Source organism: Asanoa iriomotensis (assembly GCF_016862515.1).
GTDB classification, from domain to species: Bacteria; Actinomycetota; Actinomycetes; order Mycobacteriales; family Micromonosporaceae; genus Asanoa; species Asanoa iriomotensis.
Genome location: NZ_BONC01000052.1, coordinates 1 through 24166, shown reverse-complemented (window position 1 = coordinate 24166; position 24166 = coordinate 1). Strand labels below are relative to the sequence as shown.

Sequence of the window (24166 nt, the reverse complement as noted above, 5' to 3'; positions counted from 1 at the left end):
CGGCCCACTCCAGGACGCATATCCCCACTGTGCAGATGGCGCACCGTCAGACTGGTCCAACGTGCCGGGCCGGTCAGCGGATGTGGGCCACCCCACGATTACCCCGGCTCCGGTGAACCGGTCAAATCGCCGCCCGCCGGGCCCGTCGGCGCCGCTGTCGGCGGTGCCGTGGTCGGCGCCGCCTCCTCCCCGGTCGGCGTCGGCTCGGCCGTCGGCGTGGGTGCCGGCGGTGTCGGTGTCGGCTCGACGACCGAGGTGGGCTCGGGGTCGGGGCCCGGCAGCGGCGGCAGGAACACCGCCCGGTCCAGCGTGCGGACCTCGGGTGCGGGGTCGACGGCGCGCACGCCCGGTCGCGCGGCGAGGCGCTTCAGGTCGGGCGCCGCCGCGCGCAGGACCGCCGCGTAGACACATGAGCAGTTCGCACGGTATGCGGTCGCCTCCGCGATCGCCACTCGGGCGGCTGTCTCGTACACGGGACGCAGGTCCGCTTCCTCGGGTGTGCCGACGACCTCAGCCGCGCGTTCCTGGTATTCGCGCGCCTCGCGTTCCTTGCGGTCGGCGAACCGGAGCATCCCGGCGACCACGTCCTCGGGCACCCGCCGCACCGGCATCCGGGCGATCTGGGTCTGCATGCCGGGCAGCGGCGCGCGGATGAACACTTCGGACACCGGCGCGCCGTCGAGCACGGTCGGCAGCCGGTCGGGCGCGAGATAGGCCGCGAACATGACCAGCGCGTACGGCGGACCCTTGCCGGACGCCTCGGCGGAGAGCGCGTCCAACTCGCGCCGGGACTCGGCGAGGTAGCTCGGCACCGAGGCGCCTTCCGGCACGCCGACCCGGACCACCTCGCCGGCGGGCGGATCGCCCGACCCCGGCCGTTCCGCCACCCAGACGGCGGTCGCCAGCACTGCGGTGACCGAGACCAGCGAGACCACGGTCAGCAGGCCGGTGTGGCCGGTGGGCCGGCGGAGCCGGTCGAGCAGGCGACCCAGCGGCGGGATGACCGCGTCGTCGATCCGGCGGAGCAGGTCGTCGAAGCGCACGATCCCTCCCCAGTCGAGTCCGGTCAGTCCCGCAGGATGTCCAGCGCGTGCCGCAGGTCGTCAGGGTAGCTGCTCTCGAAGAGCACCTCGTCGCCCGTGCCGGGATGGACGAACGCGAGCGCCCGGGCGTGCAGCCACTGCCGGGTCAGGCCGAGCCGGGCCGACAGCGTCGGGTCCGCGCCGTAGGTCAGGTCGCCGACGCACGGATGGCGCAGCGCGGAGAAGTGCACCCGGATCTGGTGTGTACGCCCGGTCTCGAGCCGCACGTCGACCAGGCTGGCGGCCGGAAACGCCTCGATCGTGTCGTAGTGGGTGACGCTGGGCTTGCCGCCGGAGACCACGGCCCACCGGTAGTCGTGGTGCGGGTGCCGGTCGATGGGCGCGTCGACGGTCCCGCGCAGCGGGTCGAGGTGCCCCTGCACCACGGCGCTGTAGCGCTTGTCGACCTCGCGCACCTTGAAGGCCCGCTTCAGGTCGGTGTACGCGCGCTCGCTCTTGGCCACCACCATCAGCCCGCTGGTGCCCACGTCGAGCCGGTGCACGACGCCCTGCCGCTCGGCGGCGCCGCTGGTGGAGATCCGGTGCCCGATCGCGGCCAGCCCCCCGACCACGGTCGGGCCGGTCCAGCCGGGGCTGGGGTGGGCGGCGACGCCGACCGGCTTGTCGACGACCACGATGTCGTCGTCCGCGTAGACCACGTGCAGCCCCGGCACCGCCTGCGGCACCACCGCGACCGTCTCGGACTGCGGCTCCGGCAGCGTGACCTCGAGCCACGCGCCCGCGGCCACCTTGTCGGACTTCGGCCGCGGCGTGCCGTCGACGACCGCGTCACCGGCCTCGACGATGGCCGCGGCGGCCGTGCGGGACAACCCGAAGAGCCGCGAGATCGCCTGGTCGAGCCGCATGCCGTCGAGCCCGTCCGGCACGGGCAGCGCGCGCGAGGTCACTTGTCGCCCTCGCCCGACCCTGCCGCGTCGTCGCCGTCGCCGTCCCTTGCCTTGACCGCCTCGGCCTTCTGCCTGCGCAGGGGTATCCGCGAGCCGTCCCGTTGCCGGCCGCTGAACTCCAGGATGATGGCCAGCACGACGCCACAGGTCAGGGCGCTGTCGGCGATGTTGAAGACCGCGAACTTCTCGCCGTACGGCGCGAACAGGCTGATCATGTCGACCACGTGGCCCTGGAACGGGCCGGGTGCCCGGAACAGGCGGTCCGTGAAATTGCCCAGTGCGCCGCCGGCGACCAGCCCGAGCGCGATCGCCCAGGGCATCGAGCGCAGCTTGAACGCCATCCAGGTGATCCAGCCGATGACGGCGATCGTGATCAGCGGGAACACCCAGGTGTGGCCGCTGGCCATGCTGAACGCGGCACCGCTGTTGCGGATCAGGCTGAGGTAGATCGCGCCGCCGAGGATCCGCACGGGCCCTCGGCCGGTGAGCTCCTCGGTCGCGAAGTGCTTGGTGAGCTGGTCGAGCAGGATGATGAAGGCCGCCACGGCGACCAGGGCCCAGACGGCCACCGACCGGGCGCGCTTGGGCGGTGCCGGTTTCTCGTCCGCGGGCGTGGTCGCGGTCATCTGTCCCTCGTCGGCGGCGTTCAGCTCGGGCCTGCTTCCTCGTCGGCTGGATTGCGCCCGGATGCCCGAATAACGGGAAGCCCGGTCGGGCCGCGGGTGACACGGCCCGGCCGGGCAACTCTACGCGAAAGCGTGGGCGCCTTCCTTACCGGCGCTCCTCCAGCTGCTTGCAGGTGACGCAGAGGGTCGCGGAGGGGAACGCGGCCAGCCGCTCGACCGGGATCGGGTTGCCACACCGCTCGCACCAGCCGTAGTTGCCTTCGTCGAGCCGTTCCAGCGCTCGCTCCACCTGGCTGATCCGGTCCAGGATGCTGTTGGCGAGGGAGATCTCCTGCTCGCGCTCGAAGGTCTTGGTGCCGGTGTCGGCCTGGTCGTCGCCCGCCGAGTCGGTGAAGCGGTCGCGCTGCAGAACGGTGATCTCGGTCAGCGTCTGGCTGTGCTCGACCGTCAGCTCTTCCCGTCGGGCCGAGAGCGCCGCGCGGATCTTCTCCGTCTCCGCCGCGGAGCGGGTGCCCCTGGGCGCCTTGCGGCTCGCGGCGGTCTTCGTGTCGGCTGGCTTCACCATGGCTTCTCCCTCAGCCGCGGCCCCCGCGGCGGTTTGTGCTGCCGCCGTGGAGGACGAACGCTTCCTCCGCGGCGCGACCGGGTCGGCAGACCCGGTCTGGATCGAGGTGTCGGCTCCGGCCGGCGCGCGTGTCGCGCCCACCTCCGACCTGGTGGCGCGGGTGCGGTTCCCCGCCTTCGAGCCGCGGGGGGCGGCCGTGCGGTCCGAGGCCGCCGCCGTGCGGGCCGCCTTCTTCGCCGGCGCCTTGCGCGCCGGCGTGGCCTTCTCCTGTGCATCCGCGGGGACCCCCGTCACGGGTGCCGCGGCCGTCTTCTTGGCCGGCGCCGCCTTCTTGGCGGCCTTCGCCGGCGCGGCCTTCCTGGCCGGCGCCTTCTTGGCGGTGGTGCTCTTCGCCGGTGCGGCCTTCGCGGCCCGCTTGGCAGCCGTCTTCTTCGCGGGCGCGGCCTTCGCCGTGCTCTTCGCGGCAGCCTTCTTGGCCGGCGCGGCCTTCGCGGGCGGGGCCTCGGCAGCGGTCGCCTTGGCCGCCTTCTTCGCGACGGCCTTCCGGCCGTTCGGCGTCGCCTCGGCGGGCGCCGCTGGCGCCGCTTTCTTGGTCGCCTTGGCGGGGCTGCTCTTCCTGGCCGCACCAGCCTTGGCCGCCGGCGCCGCCTTGCGCCCCGACCCGGCCTGTGCCGCCACCACCGTCTTGCGCCCCGACCGGGGCCGGTCGCCGGACCCGGAGGCCGGCTCGATCCGCGCCGTCGCGACCGCCTTGGTCTGCGCCGCCGACGCGTTCCGCGCGGACCGGTCCGGCTTGTCGCCGGTGCCGCGAGCCCGCGTGGGCGCGTTTCCGTCGGTCGATCGCTTGGGCGCCGCCGCGTTCGTGCGCGCGGCGCCGGCCGTGGTCCGGGCGCGGCCCGACGCGTTGCGGCGGCGTGGGCGGTCGGGGTCCTGCACGACGGCGCGCGTGCCCGGCGCGCCGGCCGTGGCCGGTGCATTCCGGGCGATGCTCGCGCGGTCGGCCATCACGTTCCCCCACGTGCAAAACGGGCGCGCGGCGGGCCGCCGCGCACTCCGGAGGTTGGCAAGAATACGGAACGTGAAGACGTCCGACAACATGCCGCACCGATTCCGCCAGTTCCGCCCGTGATTGACCATGAATCGGTGGCAATCAGGGCAAAAGGAACCCTAACCGATGGTTAGCCCCTTTCCTCCCCGTACTCGGCAAACCAGCGGGCCAAACGTCCCCGCCGGCTCACGGCCCGGAGGCGGCGCTCGGCGGCGTCCCGCACCGCCGCGGTGGCCACGATCAACAGGCTGTCGCCGACCTTGAGGCGGGTGTCGGGGCCCGGCACGAAGCCGCGGCCGTCGCGGAGCACCAGGGTCACCGACGCGCCCACCGGCAGCCGGAGCTCGTCGAGGTGCACGCCGGACAGCTTCGAACCCGGCGGCACCTCGAGCTGCAGCAGGTCGGCGCCCATCCGCTCAAGCGGCGCGGTCTCCACCTGCAGCTCCTGTGCCTCACCCGGCGAGATCAGCCGCAACGCCCGGGCGACCGGCGCGATCGTGGTCGCCTGGATCAGCGTGAAGATCAGCACCAGCACGAAGACCACGTCGAAGAGGCGTTCCGCCCCGGGCAGACCGGCCGACAGCGGGATGGTGGCGAGCACGACCGGCACCGCGCCCCGCAACCCCGCCCAGGCCAGGAACGCCTGGGCCCGTAAGGGCACCGCGAACGGGGTGGCCGAGATCAGCACGGACAGCGGCCGGGCGAAGAAGACGAGTGCGACGCCGACCACCAGGGCCGGCACCACCACGTCGGCCAGCCGGTCGGGCGAGGCGAGCAGCCCGAGCAGCACGAACAGGCCGATCTGGGCGACCCAGGCCAGGCCGTCGGCGAAGCCGAGGATCGCCGGCCGGTGCGGCAGCCGGGAGTTGCCGAGCACGACGCCGGCGGTGTAGACGGCCAGGAAGCCGGACGCGTGCGCGACCGCGCCGGCCGCGTAGGCCAGGACGGTCAGGCCGACGACCGCGATGGGATACAGCCCCGACGAGGGCAGGGCGGCCCGCCGCAGCACCCAGCGGCCGACGAAACCGACCCCGAGACCGATCGCCCCGCCGACCACGAGTTCGTAGATGACCAGCAGGACCTCGTACCACCACGGGTGCGGGAACGGCCCGACGGTCGAGAGCAGCACCACGACGATGACCACCGGCGCGTCGTTCATGCCGGACTCGGCCTCGACCGCGGCCACCAGGCGCGCCGGCAGGCGCAGCTTGCGCAGGGTCGCGAAGACGGCGGCCGCGTCGGTCGACGCCACGACCGCGCCGTACAGCATGGAAAGCTGCCAACCCAGATCGAGGAACGCGTGTACGGCGACGCCGACCACGACGATGCTCACCGCCACGCCGACCGTGGCCAGCGTGAGCGAGACGCCGAGCACCGGCCGCAGCGTCGACCAGCGCGCCGTCAGGCCGCCCTCGGCGATGATCACGATCAGGGCGATGAAGCCGAGGGTGCGCGTCAGCGACACGTTCTCGAACTGGACGCCCAAGCCCGCCTCGCCGAGCAGCAGGCCGAGCGCCAGGTAGACCAGGAGGCTGGGCAGACCCAGTCGGGTCGACAGCCGCACCGCGGCGACCGCCACGAGCAGCACCCCCGCCCCCAGCAGCAGGGCGAGGTTGAGGTCCGCGGTCACGTCCCCGTGTCGCGCAGCAGGGCGAGCCGGTCGAGCGCCGCGCCGCTGTCGGGCACCGCGACCGTGAAGAGCTTGTCGCGGCTGGCCGCGCCGGCCTTCAGCGCCACGGCCGCGCGCCGCACGCCCAGCGCGCCGGCCACCGCGACCCGGGCGGCCTCGGTCGCTCGGCCGTCGACGGCCGGCGCGGTGACCGCGACGACCAGCGCCGGACCGTGCGGGCCCTCGTGCCGGCCACCCACCCGGGCGCGCGAAGCGCCGGGCTTGACCCGGACGGCTATCACGACAGACCCGCTGACCATGCCTCATTGTGCCAAGAAGGACACCCACAACATGGGTGCCCTTCTTTAACAACAGTTTTCAGACTCGGCGTGCTCCGGCGAGCAGTGCGCTGTCGGGTTCGCAGAGGCTGCACGGCGTGAAGCCGAGATCTGCCGCCTCGCTCACCGGCAACGGCTCGCTCTCGCGGCCGAGCAGGTGCACGCAGCCCGTGATGTGGTAGCGCGGGCGTCCGTCGATCACCAGGACCGGTGCGGACATCCGGGCCACCCGGGCCGCGTCGGCCGCCGAGACGAACTGGGCCGCCGGCTCGTCCGGTGGGTCCTCGTCGTCATCGTCATCGTCGTCGTCCGGCACCGCCGCGGGGTACGCCTGCTGCGGTGGTGGCGGCTGCTGCCCGGGCCACCCCGAACCCTGCGGCCCGTCGGGGGCCCGCAGGTCGGCGAAGCCCTGGTCGAACTGGCCGGTCCGGTCGTCGACAAGGCCCCCCGGCTCGTCGACGGTCGCGGCCGCCGCCCGGCGGCGGCCGTATTCCGTGCCCTCGCCCGACCGATAGGCGCCCTGGCCGGGCACGCTCGGTGGGCTGACGGGGTCCGCGACCGCGACGGACGTCTCGTCCGCCCCCCATGCGGTCGCCCGTCGGCGGCCGGGCTCGTTGCCCCTGGCCGTCGAGCGGTGGTGGAACACTCTCGAGTCATCCTCGTCGCCGGCACGCGTGAACCGCTCGTCATCGGTGAAGCTGCCCTGCGCGCGTGCGGCGGCGGCCTGACGGGCACCGACGACGAGCGCGACTGCGGCGAACAGGCTCGCCGCGATCGACAGGACCAGCAACACGCTCGAACCACCTGCGAGTCCGAGCACGAGCAGCGTGACAGCACCGAGGATGAGCACCAAACTTGCAACGATCACGGCTCACCCCCGCCGCTTTCTGTATAGATGTCGTGGGTCCGGCGTGCCCCCGGGGAGACCCGGGCGCGCCGGAGTCACGGCACCGTCCGGGGGACGCATGCCCGCCCCCGGTTGGGCTACGGAACCGTCGGTCGAAGGCTCAGTCAGCGACCGGCTTCGAGGGAACCGGAACGTCCCCCGCCGCCGTAGGAGCCCGCCAGACCAGCGGTGGCCAGACCAGGTGCGCCGGATGTCACGGACCGATTGCCGTCGGTCCGGGTCATCTCGGCCTCGAGGCCCTGCCCGCGACCGTCGAGGTCACGAAGCTGGCTCTCCAGGTAGGCCTTGAGCCGGGTGCGGTACTCCCGTTCGAACTGCTTGAGCTCTTCGATGTGCTTCTGCAGTGCGGTGCGCTTGGCGTCGAGGCCGCCCATGGCCTCCTGGTGCCGCTGCCGCGCGTCACGCTCGAGCGCGTCGGCCTTGGCCCGCGCCTCGCGGGTGACCTCCTCGGCCTTGGTGCGCGCGTCGGAGAGCAGCTTGTCGGCCTCACGCCGGGCGTCGGACACGTGGTCGTCGGCCGTGCGCTGGGCCATCATCAGGACCCGGAGGGCCTGCTGCTCGCCGTCGCCGCCCACCACCGGGGCGCCCTGGGCACGCATCTGCTCAAGCTCGCCCTGCATGGCGCGGGCGGCCTGCTCAGCGGCGGCCTTGTCACGCTGGACCCGGTCGATCTGGGCCTTGAGGTCGTTGAGCTCCGCGGCCATGCGAGGGTCGGCACCCGGGCCGGCTGGCGCGCCGCCACGGGGTCCGCCACGCTCGACCTGAGCGCGCAGCTCGTTGTTCTCCTCGATCAGACGGGCGAGCTCGCGCTCGACCTCATCGAGGAATGCGTCGACCTCCTCCTCGTCGTACCCCCGTTTGCCGATCGGGGGTTTCTTGAAGGCGACGTTGTGCACGTCGGCCGGGGTAAGCGGCATCGAAACTCCTCGGGTCAGTTGCGGCCGCGTAGCTCCTGGTCAGACCGTGTGTCAGATCCAGGGCTGCACCACGAATCTCATCAGCACGAACAGGATAACCAAGAGCACAAGCGAAGCGAGGTCGATGCTGAGGTTACCGATCCGCAGTGGTGGGATCACACGCCTCAACGTCTTGAGGGGCGGATCGGTGACGCTCCACACCACTTCGAGTCCGGCGGCCGCACCTCGCCTCGGCTGCCAACGACGGCCGTACTGAAGCACCGCGCTCAATACGAAACGTGCGAGCAGGATGATCAGGAAGAAGTACAACAGCAGGTAGAGCACCTGGAACAGAATCGACAACACGACTCGCTGAACCCTCCGTCAGGCCGACTCTGCCCTGCTCAGGGCTACGGCAGGGTGAAGAAACCGCCCTCAGCGATCTTCGCCTTGTCCTCTGCGGTGACCTGGACGTTGGCCGGTGAAAGCAGGAACACCCGGTTGGTGACGCGCTCGATGGTACCCCGCAGACCGAACGCCAAGCCCGCAGCAAAATCCACCAGACGGCGGGCGTCCGACTCATCCATTTCGGTGAGGTTGATGATCACTGGAACACCGTCGCGGAAATGCTCGCCAATGGTGCGGGCCTCGCGATAGGTGGTCGGGTGCAGGGTGGTGATCTGATACCGCTGTTCGTCGTCGGCGACCACCGCGCGCTCGCGCAGCTGCACCTGAGGTGCCAGCGCGAGGTTGTCGCGGGTGGGGTAGCTCACGGGCGCCGGGCTCTCCGGAGCCGGCGCGCGGGTGATGGATCGCACGCTGGTGCGGTCGACGGCGCGGCTCTCCCGGGCCTCGGCCAGCTCCGCCTCGGCCGCCTCCAGGCGGCTCGGGGTGCGCTCGGTGTGCCGGGTCGACCGGGCCCGCGGCACCGCCGGCACGTCGTCCTGGTCTTCCTCTTCCTCGGCGAACTCGTCGGCGTACCGGCTCGACCGGTAACGCGACTCGCGGTAGCCGGCATCACCGGACCGGCTGTTGCCGGACCGGCCACCACCCGACCGGGCGTCGTAGCCGTCGTCGTAGGCCTGGTCGTCGTCTTCCTCTTCGACCAGTCCGAGCCAGACGCCCGCCTTTCGCAACGCTCCCATGTGCCGCGCCCCTCCGTCCGCCGTGTGGCACGTACCCCCCTGCACGAACCACTGTCACGCGCGTGGACTCCGCCTATGCATCGGCACCAGGCCGACCTTCCTCTGCCGTCACCCTCCCGGTTGACGGCGCGCCCCCCGGCGCTGCGAAGCTCGGCATGGAAAACAACACCGATGTAGTTTGGTGTCCGCCGTCAGGCTACCCCAGGTAGTGACGCTTACCGAGCAACGCGCTACCGACGCGCACATGTGTCGCGCCGTGCGAAACGGCGCTTTCCAGGTCATCGGACATTCCCGCCGACAGGACCGTGGCTGTCGGATGATCGACATGGAAGGCGGCCGCGACCTCGGCGAGCTGGGCGAACGCCGCGTCCGGCGGCGCACCCAGCGGCGCGACCGCCATCAGCCCGGCCAGCCGCAGCGCCGGCGCGCCCGCCACCGCCTCCGCCGCGGGACCGAGACCGCGGTCCGGGTCGGCCGAGCCGGGCAGCGCGCCGCCCCGCTCCGGGTCGCCGTCGAGGCTCACCTGGATCAGCACGTCGACGACCCGCCCGTGGCCGGCCGCGCCCCGGTCGAGCGCCGCCGCCAGGCGCACGCTGTCGACGGACTGCACGACGTCGGCGTACGCGGTGACGGATCTGGCCTTGTTGCGCTGGAGCTGGCCGACGAAGTGCCAGCGCACCCGCCCGCCGATCGCGGCGGCCTTGGGCGCCGCCTCCTGGTCGCGGTTCTCGCCGACGTCGGTGACACCGAGGTCGGCCAGCAGGGCGACGTCGGTGGCCGGGTAGGTCTTCGTGACCGCGACCAGGGTGACCTCGTCGGTGCGCCCGGCGGCCGTGCGGGCGGCGTCGATCCGGGCGCGCACCCGCGCCAGGTTGGCCGCCAGCTCGGCCCGCCGGGTGTCGTCAGCACTCACCCGGTCAGGCTATTAGCTGCCGTTTTTGAGGAAGTCAGGGACGTCGACGTCGTCGAAGAGCACCCGGCGGGCCGGCTGGGACGGCGCCACCGGCGGCGGGAGCTCCGCGGGCGGTGCGGTGTTGACCGGCTGCGGCTGGGCGACCTTGCGCACCTCGGACGGCTTGTAGGCGGGCGTGCCGCCGTCGAAGCCGGCCGCGATGACGGTCACCCGCACCTCGTCGCCGAGCGCGTCGTCGATGACCGCACCGAAGATGATGTTGGCGTCCGCGTGTGCGGCGTCGGTGACGAGCTGCGCCGCGTCGTTGATCTCGAACAGGCCGAGGTCGGAGCCGCCGGCGATGGAGAGCAGCACGCCGCGCGCGCCGTCCATGCTCTGCTCCAGCAGCGGGCTGGAGATGGCCGCCTCGGCCGCCTCCACCGCGCGGTTGTCGCCGCGGGCGCTGCCGATGCCCATCAGCGCGCTGCCCGCGCCGCTCATCACGCTCTTCACGTCGGCGAAGTCGAGGTTGATCAGACCGGGCGTGGTGATCAGGTCGGTGATGCCCTGGACACCGGAGAGCAGCACCTGGTCGGCCTGGCGGAACGCGTCCATCATGCTGATGCCGCGGTCGCCGAGCGCCAGGAGCCGGTCGTTGGGGATCACGATCAGCGTGTCGCACTGGTTGCGCAGCTCGTCGATGCCGGCCTCGGCCTGCACCTGGCGGCGCTTGCCCTCGAACGAGAACGGCCGGGTGACCACGCCGATGGTCAGCGCGCCGAGCTTGCGGGCGATGTTGGCGACGACCGGCGCGCCGCCCGTGCCCGTGCCGCCGCCCTCGCCGCAGGTCACGAAGACCATGTCGGCGCCCTTGAGCACCTCTTCGATCTCGTCGCGGTGGTCCTCGGCGGCGCTCTTGCCCACGTCGGGGTTGGCGCCGGCACCGAGGCCGCGGGTCAGCTCGCGGCCGACGTCGAGCTTGACGTCGGCGTCGCTCATCAGCAACGCCTGGGCGTCGGTGTTGATGGCGATGAACTCGACGCCCTTCAGGCCGACTTCGATCATTCGGTTGACGGCGTTGACGCCACCGCCACCGATGCCGACGACCTTGATGACCGCCAGGTAGTTGTGCGGAGGTGTCATCGGGGGTGCCTTCCCTTCCCGTGTGCGGCCGGACCGCGGCATGCCGCCGCTACGCGAAGGGCAAGGGGTAAACCCTCACCCTCTACTAGAGGCTTAGAGTTATGTCAACTGCGCTGCCTCTCGGGCAACGTAAGCGGGACGTGACCGTGATCCAAGGACCGGCTACGGCGTGTCGCCACGCGGTATTTCTTCAGCGGATCGTGACGACCTCGGGATCGCTGACGTCGATGGTCGTTCCGTCCTTTTCCAACAGCGCCGTGGTCACCGTGGACTTGGTGCTGTTGCGGCTCGCGTCGCCCCACACCACCGTGCGGCCGCCGTTGAGCTTCAGGGTGATCTGGGCCGGCCCGGCCACGCCGACCTCGACGAGCTGCCGGCGCAGGGTCGGCGAGAGGGCGTCGACGACCTCGACCGCGCCGCGGACGCCGTCGACGTTGCCGCGCGGGTCCGCGATCCGCACGAACGGCAGGTGCGCCGGGCGGCGCCGCAGCTCCTGGAACGCCACGCCGAACCGGTCGACCACGAGGAACCGCCGGCCCTCCGGCACGACCGCCTCGGGGGTGCGCTCGACGACCACGACGGTCAGCGCGTTGGGCCAGTCGCGGGTCACGGTCGCCTTCTCCACCGCCGGCAGCGTGCCGATCCGCGCGGCCACCGCCGCCAGGTCGACGCGGGCCAGCGGAGCGCCGGCGCGCACCGCGGCCGCCGCCCGCACCTCGTCGGGCGTGACCAGCGAGGTGCCGTCGACCGCGACCGACCGCACGCCGAGCAGGCCGGTGCCCAGCACCAGCCAGACCGGCAGACCGAGCACGACCAGGGCGGCCGCGACCGCCGCCCAGGGCAGCGCGGCCCGCAGCCGCCGGCGGCGGGCACGCTGCATGAAGCGCCGGACCGACGACGGCACCGCGTCGTTGCCGGCCCGGACCAGGGTCCAGCGGCGCCGCTCGGGCGCGCTGCCCCCGGGCCGGACGGTCATCAGTGTGCGACCGGCGACACCGAACCCGCCGCCGCACCACCCACGGCCGGGTCCGCCGCCGACAGGGCGGCGAGCAGCTCGTCACCGAGCAGGGAGCTGGGCGGAGCGCCCATCGTGACCACCAGGTCGCCGGCGTGCGCCCGGCGGACCACCTCGGCCGGCACCGCGTCCCAGTCGGGCACGAACACCTTGTGCGCCGGCGGCAGGTCGATCGCCGCGGTCAGCGCGACACCGCCCTCGCCCGGGCCGCGGGTCTCCCCCGGCCCGAAGACCTCCAGGATGATCGCCTCGTCGGCGATGGCCAGCGCGGCGGCCAGCTCCGCCTCCATGTCGCGGGTGCGGTAGACCCGGTAGGGCTGGAACACCACGACCAGCCGGCCACCGGCCGCGACCTCGCGGAGCGTCTCCAGCGCCGCGGTGATCGACACCGGGTGGTACGCGTACTCGTCGTAGACGACGACGCCGTTGGCGACACCCTTGCGCTCGAACCGCCGGCGCACGCCGGGGAACGCGGCCAGCGCCTCCACCGCGACCGGCAGCGCGACGCCCAGCTCGACCGAGGCCAGCACGGTGGCCGCGCTGTTGAGCCCGAAGTGCCCGCCGGGCACCGGCAGGCTGATCTGGCCGACCTGCTCGCCGTGCAGCGCGGCCTGGTAGCGGACGCCGAGCACCGACGAGGAGATGTCGAACAGGCGCAGGTCGGCGTCCTCAGCGGTGCCGTAGGTGACCACCTTGCGCCCCTCGGCCCGCAGCGTCGCCGCGAGCTGCCGGGTGCCCTCGTTGTCGGCGCAGGTCACGATGAACCCGGCCGGGTCGGTGAGCAGCGCGTACTCCAGGAACGCGGCCTGCAGGCCGGCCAGGTCGCCGTAGGTGTTGAGGTGGTCCGCGTCGATGTTCGTGATGATCGACACGAACGGCCGGTAGAGCATGAACGAGCGGTCGCTCTCGTCGGCCTCGGCCACGAACAGGTCACCGCTGCCGTGGTGGGCGTTGGAGCCGGCCTCGGAGATCTCGCCGCCGATCACGAACGACGGGTCGAGCCCGGCGTGCTGGAGGATCAGCGTGACCATCGAGGTGGTGGTCGTCTTGCCGTGCGTGCCGGCCACCGCGACCGTGCGCCGGCCGGTCATCGCGGCCGCCAGGGCCTCGGACCGGTGCATGATCCGCAGGCCCCGCCGGCGGGCCTCCTCGAGCTCCAGGTGGTCCTGGGGGATCGCCGTGGAATAGACCACGGTGTCGACGCCGTCGAGGTTCTCCGGCACGTGCGTCATGTGGATCGTGCCGCCGAGCGCGCGCAGCCCGGCCAGCGCCGGCCACTCCCGCAGCTCGCTCCCGGAGGTGGCTATCCCCCGGGTCAGCAGCAGGCGGGCCAGCCCGCTCATGCCGACGCCGCCGACGCCGATCAGGTGCACCGTGCCGAGATCCTCGGCGGCCAGTTCGCCGGCCGGGGTGAAATCCGCGATGTTGAGCCCTGCCACCGTGCCTCGCTCTCGTCAGTTATCCGCCCGGGCCGTTCAGCTGTGGGTCGCCGCTTCGTAAACGAAGTCGAGCAGCGCCTCGTCACCGTCGCGCCGGCCGTAGCCCGCGGCCGCGTGGCCCATCGCGGCCAGCCGGTGCGGGTCGCGCAGGAGCGGGATCACCGTGCGCTCGACCCAGGCCGGCGTCATCTCGCCGTCCTCGACCAGCAGGCCGCCGCCGGCGTCGACCACGGGCTGCGCGTTGCGGCTCTGCTCCTGGTTGCTGTAGGGGTACGGCACGTAGATCGTCGGCAGCCCGATCGCGGCCACCTCGGCGACGGTCATCGCGCCGCCCCGGCTCAGCATCAGATCGGCGGCCGCGTAGCCGAGCTCCATCTCGCTCAGGTAGGGCACCGTCACGTAGGGCACCTGCAGGTCGTTGGGCACCGAGACCGGCTCGTTGCGGGCGCCGATCACGTGCAGCACCTGGATGCCGGCCCGGGACAGCTCCTTGGCGGCACCGGCGACGGCCAGGTTGATCGACCGGGCGCCCTGCGAGCCGCCGGAGACGAACAGCACGGGCAGGTCGGGGCGCAGGCCGAAGCGGGCGCGGGCGGCCGCCGACGCCGCACGGCGGTCGAGGTGGGCGATCGAGGAGCGCAGCGGCACGCCGACGACCCGGGCATCGCGCAGCGACTCGGCCTGCTTGGGCTGGTGCGGGAAGCCGACCGCCACGTATTTGGTGAACCGCATGCCCATCCGGTTGGCCACGCCCGGCGGCACGTTGACCTCGTGGACCACGATCGGCACCTCGCGGCGCCAGGCGGCCAGGTAGCCGGGCACCGAGACGTAGCCGCCGAACCCGACCACCACGTCGGCGCGGACCTCGTCGAGCACCTTGCCGGCCGCGCGGGTCGACGTCAGCATCCGGTCAGGCGTACGCAGCAACGCCATGTTGATCGACCTCGGGAGCTGGAACGCGGGGATCTGCCGCAGGTCGTAGCCGGCCGGCGGGATCAGCTCGTTCTCGAGGCCCTTCGGCGTGCCGAGGCAGGTGATCCGGACCGACGGATCGTGCCGGCGCAGGCAGTCGGCGAAGGCGAGCAACGGATAGATGTGCCCACCCGTCCCTCCACCAGCCAGCACGACCGACCGCAGCGGACCCATCACCGTCTCCTCTCGCCACCCACACCGGCGCGGTCACGCGCGGTGCGCCCGGCGGCGGACGCCGACGGGCGGCTGGCCGCCGGAGCCGGTGGCAACGGAGGCAGCGGGGCCCAGAGTAGTCGGACCCACCGGGCCGGCGGGCGGGCATGCAGGGCTCGGGCCGCGTCGGGTTCGGCCCGCGCGAACGACGCCAGCATGCCGACGCCGGCCAGCGTCACCACCAGGGCGCTGCCGCCGTCGGAGATGAACGGCAGCGGCAGGCCGGTGATCGGGATCAGCCCGACCACGCCACCGATGTTGATCAGGGCCTGGGCGACGAGCCAGGTGGTGATGGCGGCGGCGACCAGGCGGCGGAACGGGTCGTCGATGCGGCGGGCGATCCGCAGGCCGGTGAACGCGAGCACGCCGAACAGGGCGAGGATCACCGCGCAGCCGACGACGCCCAGCTCCTCGGCGACCACCGCGAAGATGAAGTCGTTGTTGGCCTCCGGCAGCCAGTTCCACTTGAGCCGGCCCTGGCCCAGCCCGACACCGAACCAGCCGCCGTTGTCGATCGCGTACCGGGCCTGGATGCCCTGGTAGCAGCCGGCCTCCTTGCAGTCGGCCGGCGGGTTGAAGAAGGTGAGCAACCGGGCGAACCGGTAGTTGCCGCCCTCGCCGCCCGAGTTCATGGTGGAGGCGGCCGCGATCAGCAGGGCGATCCCGGCGAGGCCGATCACGGACAGGCTGGCGAACACCCGCAGCCGCACCCCGGCGGCCCACAGCACGCCCACCACGATGGCGAGCAGGATCAGCATCGTGCCGAGGTCCTTGTAGCCGACCAGCACGAACAGCAGCGCGACCACCGGGAACAGCGGCATGGCCAGCTCGCGCCACTGGCTCAGCGCCGGGCCCTTGCGGCTGATCACGTCGGCGGCCCAGAGGATCAGGCCGATCTTGGCCAGCTCGGACGGCTGCACCTGGATCGGACCGACGTGCAACCAGAGCACGTCGCTCTCGATAGGGCCGAGCCGGATCTCCTTGACGCCCCGGATGGCCGCCAGCGCGTTCAACCCGTTGAGGAACAGCAGCAGGGCGACCGCGATGCCCAGCAGCGGGCGGGCCAGGGCGCGGAACGTGCGGGCGGGCAGCCGCTGGCAGACCCAGAACGCGGTCAACCCGACGACGGCGAACAGGCCCTGCTTGGCAAGGGCGGAGAACGCGTTGCCGTCGGCGGCGATGTCCTTCGGGCCCGTGGCCGAGAAGACCATGGTCAGGCCGATCACCAGCAGCAGCCCGGCGCTGGAGATCAGCAGGTAGTAGGACGCCAGCGGGCGGGCGAGCAGGCCGCGCAGGGCGGCCACGCCGCCCTCGAACAGCGAGCGGCGCGGCTGACGCGCTTTCGCTTCCTCGGCCACCGGCCCATCATCGACGCTGGACGCGCCCGGACAGCGGAGAAACTTTCGGCGTGTCGGGTTCTGGGGGGGGTGGCTCGCGGGTCAGGGTGGTGCGCCGGCGAGGTCCAGGCGGCGTCCGGGCGTGCGCGGAGATGGGTCGGATACCGGTGTTGTATCCGGCCCGGCTCCGCGTGCGGTCGGTCGTCGTCTGGGCCCGGCGGCGTGCCGCCCTGACCCGCGAGCCACCCCCTTAACTGACAGCGGCGAGGAAGTCGCTGTAGAAGAGGCCCAGGGCCATCGCGACGCCGATGCCGGCGATGATCCAGAAGCGGACCACGATGTTGACCTCGCTCCACCCCGCCAGCTCGAAGTGGTGCTGGAGCGGCGACATGCGGAACACCCGTTTGCCCGTGGTCCGGAACGAGATGATCTGGATGACCACCGACATCGTGATGATCACGAAGAGCCCGCCGATGATCGGGAGCAGCAGCACCGTGCGCGTCGACATCGCCATGCCGGCGATCAGGCCGCCCAGGCCGAGCGCGCCGGTGTCGCCCATGAAGATCCGCGCCGGCGAGGTGTTCCACCACAGGAAGCCGACACAGGCCCCGGCGGCGGCGCCGGCTATCAGGGCTATCTCGAGCGGGTCGCGGACCGCGTAACAGTAGGTGCTGGCGCTCTTGACGTAGGTCGGGTCGGCGCACCAGTGCCGGTACTGCCAGAACGCGATCAGCGCGTACGCGGCGAGCACCATCGTCGACGCCCCGGTCGCCAGGCCGTCGAGCCCGTCGGTCAGGTTGACGCCGTTGGTCGAGGCGAGCACCACGAGCACGAAGAGGATGACCGAGCCGACCTTGCCGATGTCGAGCCAGCTCACCTCGCGGATGAACGAGACGGCCGTGCTGCCGACGGTCTCGGTGTTGGTCCGGCTGCCGGTGGTGTCGAGCATGGTGCTCGGGAAGTACAGCGCGACGATGCCGAAGGTGGCGCCGACCAGGAGCTGGCCGAGCAGCTTGCCGCGCTTGTTGAGCCCGCCGCTGTGCCGCCGGCGGACCTTGAGGAAGTCGTCGATGAAGCCGACCGCGCCGCAGAACACCAGCAGGCCCAGCAGCACCAGCGCGGTGATCGTCGGGCCGACCTGGAAGATCTGCTGGGACGGCAGCGTGGTCAGGGCGAGGTGGCCGGCCACGTACGCGATGATCGTGGCCACGATGAAGACCACGCCGCCCATCGTCGGCGTGCCCTTCTTGGTCAGGTGCATCTGCGGGCCGTCGGTGCGGATCGGCTGGCCGGCCTTGAGCCGGGTGAACACCTTGATCGCGAGCGGGGTGCCGAACAGCGAGACGAGGAACGCCACCGCGATGGCGACGATGACCGCCCTCACGCCGCCGACTCCCGCTCGCGCAGGGCGTCGACCACGTCCCAGGTGCGGTACCGGGAACCCTTCACCAGCACGACGTCGCCCGGCCGCAGATCGGCCCGGAGCGCGTCGATCGCCGCCTCCTGGTCGCCCAGCACCACCGACCTACCTTCCCAGCCCGGATGGGCCGTCGCGCCGTCGTGGATCGGACCGGCCGCCTCGCCGACCACGAACAGCCGGTCGACGCCCAGTGCCGCGGCGAGCCGCCCGACCTCTTCGTGGCCGGAACGTTCGAACCCACCCAACTCGGCCATGTAGCCGAGCACCGCGACGGTACGCCGTCCCGCTCCGATGGCCGCGAGCGCCCGCAGCGCGGCGGCCATCGAGGCCGGGTTGGCGTTGTAGGAGTCGTCGATGACGGTGACCCCGTCGGGCCGCTCGAAGACGTCCATCCGGCGGGCCGAGCGCAGCTCCACCTCGCCCAGGGCCTCGCCCAGCTCGCGCAGCGGCATGCCCAGCTCCCGGGCCACCGCGGCGGCGGCGAGGCTGTTGCCGACCTGGTGCCGCCCGGGCACCCGCAGCCGCACGGGGACGCTGCCCCGGGCCACCCGCAGGGTGTAGGAGGCCAGGCCGTGCGCGTCCACGGTCACGTCGTCGGCGCGCACGTCGGCGTCCGGCGCCTCACCGACCAGGACCACCCGGCCGCGGGTACGCACGGCCATCTTCCGGACCCGCTCGTCGTCGGCGTTGAGGATCGCCACCCCGTCCACGGGTACGGCCTCCGCCAGCTCGCCCTTGGCCGTGGCGATGTTGTCGACCGACCCGAACTCGCCGATGTGCGAGGTGCCGACGTTGAGCACCACGCCGACCCGGGGCCGGGCGATGCCGGCGAGGTGGCTGATGTGCCCGACACCGCGGGCGCCCATCTCGAGCACCAGGTAGCGGGTCTGCTCGTCGGCCTTGAGCACGGTGTATGGGAAGCCCAGCTCGTTGTTGAGCGAGCCGGGCGGCGCGACCGTCGGGCCGAGCTTGGCGGCGAGCTGGGCGACCATGTCCTTGGTCGTGGTCTTGCCGGACGAGCCGGTCAGCCCGATCACGCACAGGTCGGGCAGCTGGGGCAGCACCGCGCGGGCCAGCCCGGCCAGCGCCGCCAGCGGGTCGTCGACGAGCACCATCGGCACGCCCTCGACCGGGCGGGTGCCGAGCACCGCGGTCGCGCCCGCGGCCACCGCGCCGGCGGCGTAGTCGTGCCCGTCGACCTTTTCGCCGGGGAACGCGACGAACAGGCCGCCGGGTCCGACCTTGCGGGAGTCGTACTCGACGGCTCCGGTCACCTCGGCCGCCGGGTCCGCGCCGGCCAGCCGGCCGCCGACCGCGGCCGCGACCTCGTCGAGGCGCATTTTGATCATCGCTGGCCCACCAGGTGGCCGAACCGGGCGCGCAGTGCCGCCGCCAACTCGACCCGGTCGTCGAACGGATGCGTCACGCCGGCCACCTCCTGCCCTCGTTCGTGCCCCTTGCCGAGCACCGCGATCACGTCGTCGTCACCGGCCCGGTGGACCGCCTCGTCGATGGCCGCCCGCCGCCCGCCGGTGACCTCTTCGACGGCCGCGGGCCCCTTGGCTCCGGCTGTCCGCTCAACCGTCGCTCGCGCGCCGGCCAACACCTCGGCCCGGATCCCCGCCGGGTCCTCGGTGCGCGGGTTGTCGTCGGTGACCAGCACCAGGTCGGCGCCCTCGGCGGCGGCCGCGCCCATCAGCGGCCGCTTGCCGCGGTCGCGGTCGCCGCCCGCGCCGATCACGCAGATCAGCCGGCCGCCGCGGGACTCCGCCCGGGCCCGCAGCGCGCGCAGCGCGGCCACGATCGCGTCGGGCTTGTGCGCGTAGTCGACCACCCCGAGGACCGGGCCGGGCGCGTCGACCACCTCGAGCCGGCCGGGCACGCCCCGGCAGGCGGCGACGCCGGCCGCGGCGGTGGCCGCGTCGACACCGACCGCCACCAGCGAGGCGATCGCCAGCAGCGCGTTGGCGACGTTGTGCAGGCCCGGCAGCGCGACGCCGGCGTCCACCGCGACCCCGTCGGGCCCGTGTGCCGTGAAGGCCTGCCCGTAGCCGGCGTCGGCCACCCCGTCGGCCCACCACGTCGCGGCGTGGTCGCCGGCGGCCGAGTAGGTCACCGTCGCTGGCTTGCGCAGCGGCAGCAGGGCCGGGTCGTCGAAGTTGAGGATCTCGACCCGGCAGCGACCGTCGAAGAGCTTGGCCTTGGCGGCGAAGTAGTCGTCGCGGTCCGCGTGGAAGTCCAGGTGGTCCTGGCCGAAGTTGGTGTAGCCGCCGACCGCGAAGCGCACACCGCCGACCCGGCCCATCGCCAGGGCGTGGCTGGACACCTCCATGACCACGGCCGTCACGCCGCGCTCGCGGGCGGTGGCGAGCAGCGCGTGCAGGTCCGTGGCCTCGGGCGTCGTGCGCACGCTGTCGACCACGAGGTCGCCGAGCCGGGTCTCCACGGTGCCGATCAGCCCGGTCACGTGGCCGGCGGCGCGCAGCCCGGACTCGACCAGGTAGGCGGTCGAGGTCTTGCCGGCGGTGCCGGTGAGGCCGATGACCACCAGGTCGGCCGTGGGGTCGCCGTAGACGGCGGCGGCGACCGCGCCCAGGGCCTCGCGGGGATCGTCGACCACGATCGCCGGCAGGCCCGCCGCGGCGGCCGCCGGGGCGCCGGCCGGGTCGGTGAGCACCGCGACCGCGCCGGCCGCGACGACGGCGGGCACGAACTCGGCGCCGTGCCGGCGGGCGCCGGGCAGGGCCGCGTAGAGATCGCCCGGCCGGACCTCGCCGCTGGCGTGGGTGATGCCGGTCACCGCGACGTCGGTGGCGGGCACAGCCGCCCCGACCAGGGCCGCCAGGTCGGCGAGCCGGACGGGAGCGACGGCGCTTGGGCGCGGATTGCCGGGCACGGCGTCAGACCCTACCCGGTCGGCGCCCGGCTTCCGCATACCCACGCTGATCTACGGCTGATCTACGGGAAGGCCGTGTACTTCGGCGCGGACTTGGTGCTCGGCGGGACGCGGTAGTGCTGCAGCGTGTACTGCATCATCTCCCGGAACGCCGGGCCCGCGACGTCGCCGCCACCGCCGCTCGGGGTGAACGCGAAGACCGCGACCACGTACCGCGGCGCCTCGGCCGGCGCCATGCCGATGAACGACGCCACCTCGCCGGCCGCGTATTTCCCGTCGACCACGCGCAGGCCCGTGCCCGTCTTGCCGGCCACCCGGTAGCCCTTGATCCGGCCGTTGACGCCCGTGGCGTCGGGGATCGTGGTCACCGCCTCCATCAGGTAGCGCAGGTCCGCGGCGTGCTGCGGGCTGATCACCTGCCGGGTCTCCGGCGCCGGCGGGGCCACCCGGCTCCCGTCCGGCGCGACGGTGTCCTTGATCAGGTGCGGCTGGATCCACTTGCCGTCGTTGGCGATCGCCGCGTAGACCGCCGCCATCTGCAGCGGCGTCACGTCGACGCTGTGCCCGATCGGGATCGAGCCCGGCGACGTGCCGTTCCACTCGGCCGGCGGCAGCACCCGCCCGGACGCCTCGCCCGGCATCCCCTCGCCCGTCGGCTTACCGAGACCGAACTTGAGCTGGTAGTCGTACACCTTCTGCGGTCCCAGCTTGTCGGCGATCTTGATCGTCGTGACGTTCGACGAGTACGCGAGCGCGCCGGCCATCGTCATCTTCTTGCCGCCGGCCGGGTGGGTGTCCCGGTAGGTCGTGTCGGCCTTGTCGATCGTCGACGGAACCGGCCAGACGGTGTTCTTGTTGATCACACCCTCCTCCAGACCCGCGCCGAAGATGATCGCCTTGTGCACCGAGCCCGGGTCGACGACGAACGAGGTCGCCGCGTCCTCCCGGTCGACGGCCGGATAGTCCTCCCAGTCGGCCGCGTTGAACGTCGGCTGGCTCGCCTGTGCCAGCACCTCGCCGGTCTTGATGTCGATCGCGATGGCCGCGCCCACGGTGCCCTTGCGGGCCTGCACGTTCTCGCTGAGCGACCGCTGGAACTCGTACTGCAGGTCCCGGTCGATCGTCAGGGTCAGCGAGCTGCCCGGCTTGGCCTCCTGGATCTCGCTGTAACCGTTGGGGATCGGGGTGTACGCGGCGTCGTTGCCGAACTCGAAGAGATGCTTGCCGTTGGTGCCGCGCAGCACGTCGTCGTAACGCGCCTCCAGCCCCTCCAGCCCCGTCAGGTCCTCGCCGGTGATCCCGATCAGGTTGGCCGCCAGGTCCGCGCCCGGGATCTCCCGGCGCTCGTCGTACTCGGTGCCGATGCCCTTGATGTTGAGCGCCATCACCTGGTTGGCCTTGTCGATCGGCACACCGCGGGCCAGCCACGCGAACGTCGACTGGACGCCGGTGGGCAGCTTCCGCTTGGCCATGCGCTTCTCCAGGTCGGAGCGCGCGACGCCGAGCAGCGGGGACAGCTTCGCCGCGGCCTCGGCCGGGTTCTCGATCAGCGTCGGGTCGGCGTACACGTAACGGGCCTCGACGCTGTGCGTCAGCGGCACGCCGGACCGGTCGTAGATGCCGCCGCGGGAGGCGAACAGCGTGACGCTGCGCAAGCGGTCCTGGAGGCCGCCGTTCGCGTACGCCGGTGTCGGCATGACCTGGAGCGTGATCAGCCGGATGCCGATGCCGGCGAACATCGCCAGCGCGAGGAACGCGCCGAGCCGCAGCCGCCGGTTCGAGTCGGCCAGCTTGAGCTGGGCGCGGGGCTTGCGGCGCAGCGGCGGCCGCGGCGCGGTCGCCCGGCCCTTGGCCGCCGTGCTCCGGTTGTCGGCCGTGCCCCGGGCGTTGGTCGCCGTGCTCCGCGCCTTGGGCGCCGCGCCACCCGCCTTGGTCGCCGCGCCACCCGCCTTGGTCGCCGCGCCGGTCTGGGCGCGGGGCGCGCGGGACCGGGCGGGCGCGGCGGCCTTCTTCGCCGCGCCCGCCGCTGTGCCGGTCCGCCCCCCGGCCGCACCGGACCGCGCCGCGGGCTGCCGCGGGGTGCGCGGCTCGTCCGCCCGGCCGCCGTCGACCACCCGCAGGGTCGGCGGCGCCGGCTCCGTCGTCTCCGCCGCCTGTCCGCTGGTACGCGAACGCGCCTGCTCGCGCACCGACCGGCCACGCGGCGTGTAGGCCTGTGCCTCGAAGATGCCGCCCCGGCCACTGCGGGCCGGGGCGGAACCGTCGTCGGCGGGACGGCCGCCGCGGGACGGATTGCGCCGGGGATCCGGCGTCCGCGGCGGCACGCTCACCGCCCCTGGTCGCTGGTCACCGACGGCGCGCCGGAGCCAGGCTTCGGAATACCGATGATCTTGCCGTCCTGCAGCCGGATGTAGGCCGGGTCGCCGCCGCTGACCATGCCCAGCTTGCGCGCCTGCGCGGTCAGGTTGCCCGGTGCCTGCGCCTTGGCGATCTCCTGCTCCAGTTGCTGCTGCTGGATGTTGAGCGCGGCACCGCTTTCCTTCAGGCGCTCGATCTGGAACGCGTTCTCGGCGATCTTCGTGTTGACCACGAGGATGCCCAGCACGCCGCCGACCACCAGCACCAGGATCAGTGCCACGAACGGGACGCGCGGCCCCGTCACCGGTGGCGGCGGCGCGACCTTGAGCTGCGGCCCCCCAGCCGCCACCACACCGGTCCGCTCCTTCGGACGCAGGGCTGCGCTGCCCTCCGTCGGGAACTGCCGCGGGTCGCTACGGACGCCCCGCCGCGTTCCGCGCTCCGTGGTCCGGCCCCCCGACCGCGGCGCGCGCTTCTGCTCTGTCATGTTCCCTCCCCCTCGTGCTCGTCGTCCTCGTGGGACTCTCCGGCCGGGGCACGGCGGTCTCCGCCCCCGGGCCGGCCCGCCGTTCGCGCGGCGGGTTGGTGCATTGCCTTGACCCTGCGCGGGCGATCGCGTTCGACCGCGTCGGGATCGATCCGTTCCGCCGCCCGCAGCCGCACCGACGCGGCGCGCGGGTTGGCGGCCACCTCGTCGTCGGTCGGCAGCTCGACGCCGCGCGTGAGCAGGCGCAGCGTCGGCCCCGTGCCGGGCAGCTCGACCGGCAGGTCGATCGGCGCGGACGACCGGGCCCGTTCGGCCATCGCCCGCTTGGTGATCCGGTCCTCCAGCGAGTGGTAGGAGAGCACCACGATCCGCCCGCCCAGGTCGAGCGCGTCCAGTGCCGCCGGCACCGCCCGCTCCAGCGTCTCGAGCTCGCCGTTGACCTCGATCCGCAGCGCCTGGAAGCTGCGCTTGGCCGGGTGCCCGCCGGTGCGCCGGGCGGCCGCCGGAATCGCGTCGCGGACCAGCTCCGCCAGCCGCGCCGACGACGTGATCGGTTGCTTGGTCCGCTCGCGCACGATCGCCGCCGCGATCCGGTTGGCGAACCGCTCCTCGCCGTACACCCGCAGCACCCGGGTGAGCTCCCCGGCGCTGTAGGTGTTGACGACGGTCTCGGCCGTCAGGCCCCGGGTCTGGTCCATCCGCATGTCCAACGGCGCGTCCTGGGCGTACGAGAAGCCCCGGTCCGGCACGTCGAGCTGCAGAGAGGAGACGCCGAGGTCCATCAGCACGCCGTCGACCGCCGGGATGCCCAGGTCGTCGAGGACCTCGGGCAGCTCGTCGTAGACAGCGTGGACCAGACGGACGCGATCG

At 72.9% G+C, this 24166-nt stretch carries 22 protein-coding genes and 1 pseudogene; 1 reads left to right on the top strand and 22 read right to left on the bottom strand.

Going from position 1 to position 24166, the window contains the following annotated elements; all coding sequences use genetic code 11:
• Positions 1–98: 98 nt before the first annotated feature.
• From Air01nite_RS29110 to Air01nite_RS29095, 4 genes are all read right to left on the bottom strand, one after another.
• On the bottom strand, positions 99–1043 hold the full coding sequence (locus Air01nite_RS29110; protein ID WP_203706530.1) for a hypothetical protein: 945 nt from the start codon (positions 1041–1043) through the stop codon (positions 99–101).
• 23 nt (positions 1044–1066) lie between these two features.
• Positions 1067–1948: an RluA family pseudouridine synthase gene (locus Air01nite_RS29105; RefSeq protein ID WP_203706562.1), complete on the bottom strand. Its 882-nt coding sequence runs from the start codon at positions 1946–1948 to the stop codon at positions 1067–1069.
• 38 nt (positions 1949–1986) lie between these two features.
• On the bottom strand, positions 1987–2616 hold the full coding sequence (gene lspA / locus Air01nite_RS29100) for a signal peptidase II (protein WP_203706529.1): 630 nt from the start codon (positions 2614–2616) through the stop codon (positions 1987–1989).
• 145 nt (positions 2617–2761) lie between these two features.
• Positions 2762–3181, bottom strand: a complete 420-nt coding sequence (locus Air01nite_RS29095) for a TraR/DksA family transcriptional regulator (RefSeq protein ID WP_203706528.1) — start codon at positions 3179–3181, stop codon at positions 2762–2764.
• 46 nt (positions 3182–3227) lie between these two features.
• On the opposite strand from Air01nite_RS29095, the gene Air01nite_RS29090 reads away from it, so the two are divergent.
• Positions 3228–4310 (top strand): hypothetical protein, encoded by a 1083-nt coding sequence (locus Air01nite_RS29090; RefSeq protein WP_203706527.1) that lies wholly within the window; start codon positions 3228–3230, stop codon positions 4308–4310.
• 49 nt (positions 4311–4359) lie between these two features.
• Here the strand turns inward: Air01nite_RS29090 and Air01nite_RS29085 are convergent, their stop codons facing one another.
• The 18 genes and pseudogenes from Air01nite_RS29085 to rsmH form a co-directional block, all read right to left on the bottom strand.
• Positions 4360–5859 carry a potassium/proton antiporter gene (locus tag Air01nite_RS29085; RefSeq protein ID WP_203706526.1) on the bottom strand — a complete coding sequence of 500 codons (1500 nt, stop codon included), beginning with the start codon at positions 5857–5859 and terminating at the stop codon, positions 4360–4362.
• Positions 5856–6158, bottom strand: a complete 303-nt coding sequence (locus tag Air01nite_RS29080) for a DUF167 domain-containing protein (RefSeq protein WP_203706525.1) — start codon at positions 6156–6158, stop codon at positions 5856–5858. The genes Air01nite_RS29085 and Air01nite_RS29080 overlap by 4 nt, the downstream gene beginning before the upstream one ends.
• Positions 6159–6858: 700 nt before the next feature.
• Positions 6859–7044, bottom strand: a pseudogene (locus Air01nite_RS41995) (hypothetical protein); the annotation flags it as partial.
• Between the two features lie 143 nt (positions 7045–7187).
• A complete protein-coding gene (locus Air01nite_RS29070) occupies positions 7188–8000 on the bottom strand; it encodes a DivIVA domain-containing protein (RefSeq protein WP_203706524.1) in 813 nt (270 codons plus the stop codon).
• A 51-nt stretch (positions 8001–8051) separates the two neighbouring features.
• Positions 8052–8345: a YggT family protein gene (locus Air01nite_RS29065; RefSeq protein WP_203706523.1), complete on the bottom strand. Its 294-nt coding sequence runs from the start codon at positions 8343–8345 to the stop codon at positions 8052–8054.
• Positions 8346–8389: 44 nt separating this feature from the next.
• Positions 8390–9124 carry a cell division protein SepF gene (locus Air01nite_RS29060; protein ID WP_203706522.1) on the bottom strand — a complete coding sequence of 245 codons (735 nt, stop codon included), beginning with the start codon at positions 9122–9124 and terminating at the stop codon, positions 8390–8392.
• Positions 9125–9320: 196 nt separating this feature from the next.
• Positions 9321–10037, bottom strand: a complete 717-nt coding sequence (locus tag Air01nite_RS29055; RefSeq protein ID WP_203706521.1) for a YggS family pyridoxal phosphate-dependent enzyme — start codon at positions 10035–10037, stop codon at positions 9321–9323.
• Positions 10038–10049: 12 nt separating this feature from the next.
• Positions 10050–11159: a cell division protein FtsZ gene (ftsZ, locus tag Air01nite_RS29050; protein ID WP_203706520.1), complete on the bottom strand. Its 1110-nt coding sequence runs from the start codon at positions 11157–11159 to the stop codon at positions 10050–10052.
• 190 nt (positions 11160–11349) lie between these two features.
• Positions 11350–12135, bottom strand: coding sequence for a cell division protein FtsQ/DivIB (locus Air01nite_RS29045; protein WP_203706519.1), 786 nt, complete (start codon positions 12133–12135; stop codon positions 11350–11352).
• Entirely contained in the window at positions 12135–13613 is a 1479-nt protein-coding gene (gene murC / locus Air01nite_RS29040) for a UDP-N-acetylmuramate--L-alanine ligase (RefSeq protein ID WP_203706518.1), read from the bottom strand. Before murC ends, Air01nite_RS29045 begins: the two co-directional genes overlap by 1 nt.
• Before the next feature lie 36 nt (positions 13614–13649).
• On the bottom strand, positions 13650–14759 hold the full coding sequence (gene murG / locus Air01nite_RS29035) for an undecaprenyldiphospho-muramoylpentapeptide beta-N-acetylglucosaminyltransferase (RefSeq protein ID WP_203706517.1): 1110 nt from the start codon (positions 14757–14759) through the stop codon (positions 13650–13652).
• Positions 14759–16156: an FtsW/RodA/SpoVE family cell cycle protein gene (locus tag Air01nite_RS29030; protein WP_239091040.1), complete on the bottom strand. Its 1398-nt coding sequence runs from the start codon at positions 16154–16156 to the stop codon at positions 14759–14761. Before Air01nite_RS29030 ends, murG begins: the two co-directional genes overlap by 1 nt.
• A 229-nt stretch (positions 16157–16385) precedes the next feature.
• Positions 16386–17519, bottom strand: a complete 1134-nt coding sequence (gene mraY / locus Air01nite_RS29025) for a phospho-N-acetylmuramoyl-pentapeptide-transferase (protein ID WP_203706516.1) — start codon at positions 17517–17519, stop codon at positions 16386–16388.
• Positions 17516–18904 (bottom strand): UDP-N-acetylmuramoyl-tripeptide--D-alanyl-D-alanine ligase, encoded by a 1389-nt coding sequence (locus Air01nite_RS29020; protein WP_203706515.1) that lies wholly within the window; start codon positions 18902–18904, stop codon positions 17516–17518. The genes mraY and Air01nite_RS29020 overlap by 4 nt, the downstream gene beginning before the upstream one ends.
• On the bottom strand, positions 18901–20490 hold the full coding sequence (locus Air01nite_RS29015; RefSeq protein WP_203706514.1) for a UDP-N-acetylmuramoyl-L-alanyl-D-glutamate--2,6-diaminopimelate ligase: 1590 nt from the start codon (positions 20488–20490) through the stop codon (positions 18901–18903). The genes Air01nite_RS29020 and Air01nite_RS29015 overlap by 4 nt, the downstream gene beginning before the upstream one ends.
• Positions 20491–20513: 23 nt before the next feature.
• The gene (locus tag Air01nite_RS29010; protein ID WP_203706560.1) at positions 20514–22775 is read right to left on the bottom strand and encodes a peptidoglycan D,D-transpeptidase FtsI family protein; all 2262 of its coding nucleotides are present in this window, start codon (positions 22773–22775) and stop codon (positions 20514–20516) included.
• Between the two features lie 2 nt (positions 22776–22777).
• Positions 22778–23296: a cell division protein FtsL gene (ftsL, locus tag Air01nite_RS29005; protein ID WP_203706513.1), complete on the bottom strand. Its 519-nt coding sequence runs from the start codon at positions 23294–23296 to the stop codon at positions 22778–22780.
• Positions 23293–24166 (bottom strand): 16S rRNA (cytosine(1402)-N(4))-methyltransferase RsmH (gene rsmH / locus Air01nite_RS29000; RefSeq protein ID WP_203706512.1); only part of this gene is annotated, 874 nt, incomplete at its 5' end. The genes rsmH and ftsL, both read right to left, overlap by 4 nt.

Coding starts and splice junctions, on each gene's coding strand:
- Air01nite_RS29020 (WP_203706515.1), bottom strand. CDS start 18,904: ATGATCAAAATGCGCCTCGACGAGGTCGCGGCCGCGGTCGGCGGCCGG.
- ftsZ (WP_203706520.1), bottom strand. CDS start 11,159: ATGACACCTCCGCACAACTACCTGGCGGTCATCAAGGTCGTCGGCATC.
- Air01nite_RS29045 (WP_203706519.1), bottom strand. CDS start 12,135: ATGACCGTCCGGCCCGGGGGCAGCGCGCCCGAGCGGCGCCGCTGGACC.
- murG (WP_203706517.1), bottom strand. CDS start 14,759: ATGGGTCCGCTGCGGTCGGTCGTGCTGGCTGGTGGAGGGACGGGTGGG.
- lspA (WP_203706529.1), bottom strand. CDS start 2,616: ATGACCGCGACCACGCCCGCGGACGAGAAACCGGCACCGCCCAAGCGC.
- Air01nite_RS29070 (WP_203706524.1), bottom strand. CDS start 8,000: ATGCCGCTTACCCCGGCCGACGTGCACAACGTCGCCTTCAAGAAACCC.
- Air01nite_RS29080 (WP_203706525.1), bottom strand. CDS start 6,158: ATGGTCAGCGGGTCTGTCGTGATAGCCGTCCGGGTCAAGCCCGGCGCT.
- Air01nite_RS29015 (WP_203706514.1), bottom strand. CDS start 20,490: ATGCGGAAGCCGGGCGCCGACCGGGTAGGGTCTGACGCCGTGCCCGGC.
- Air01nite_RS29060 (WP_203706522.1), bottom strand. CDS start 9,124: ATGGGAGCGTTGCGAAAGGCGGGCGTCTGGCTCGGACTGGTCGAAGAG.
- ftsL (WP_203706513.1), bottom strand. CDS start 23,296: ATGACAGAGCAGAAGCGCGCGCCGCGGTCGGGGGGCCGGACCACGGAG.
- Air01nite_RS29105 (WP_203706562.1), bottom strand. CDS start 1,948: ATGCGGCTCGACCAGGCGATCTCGCGGCTCTTCGGGTTGTCCCGCACG.
- Air01nite_RS29095 (WP_203706528.1), bottom strand. CDS start 3,181: ATGGTGAAGCCAGCCGACACGAAGACCGCCGCGAGCCGCAAGGCGCCC.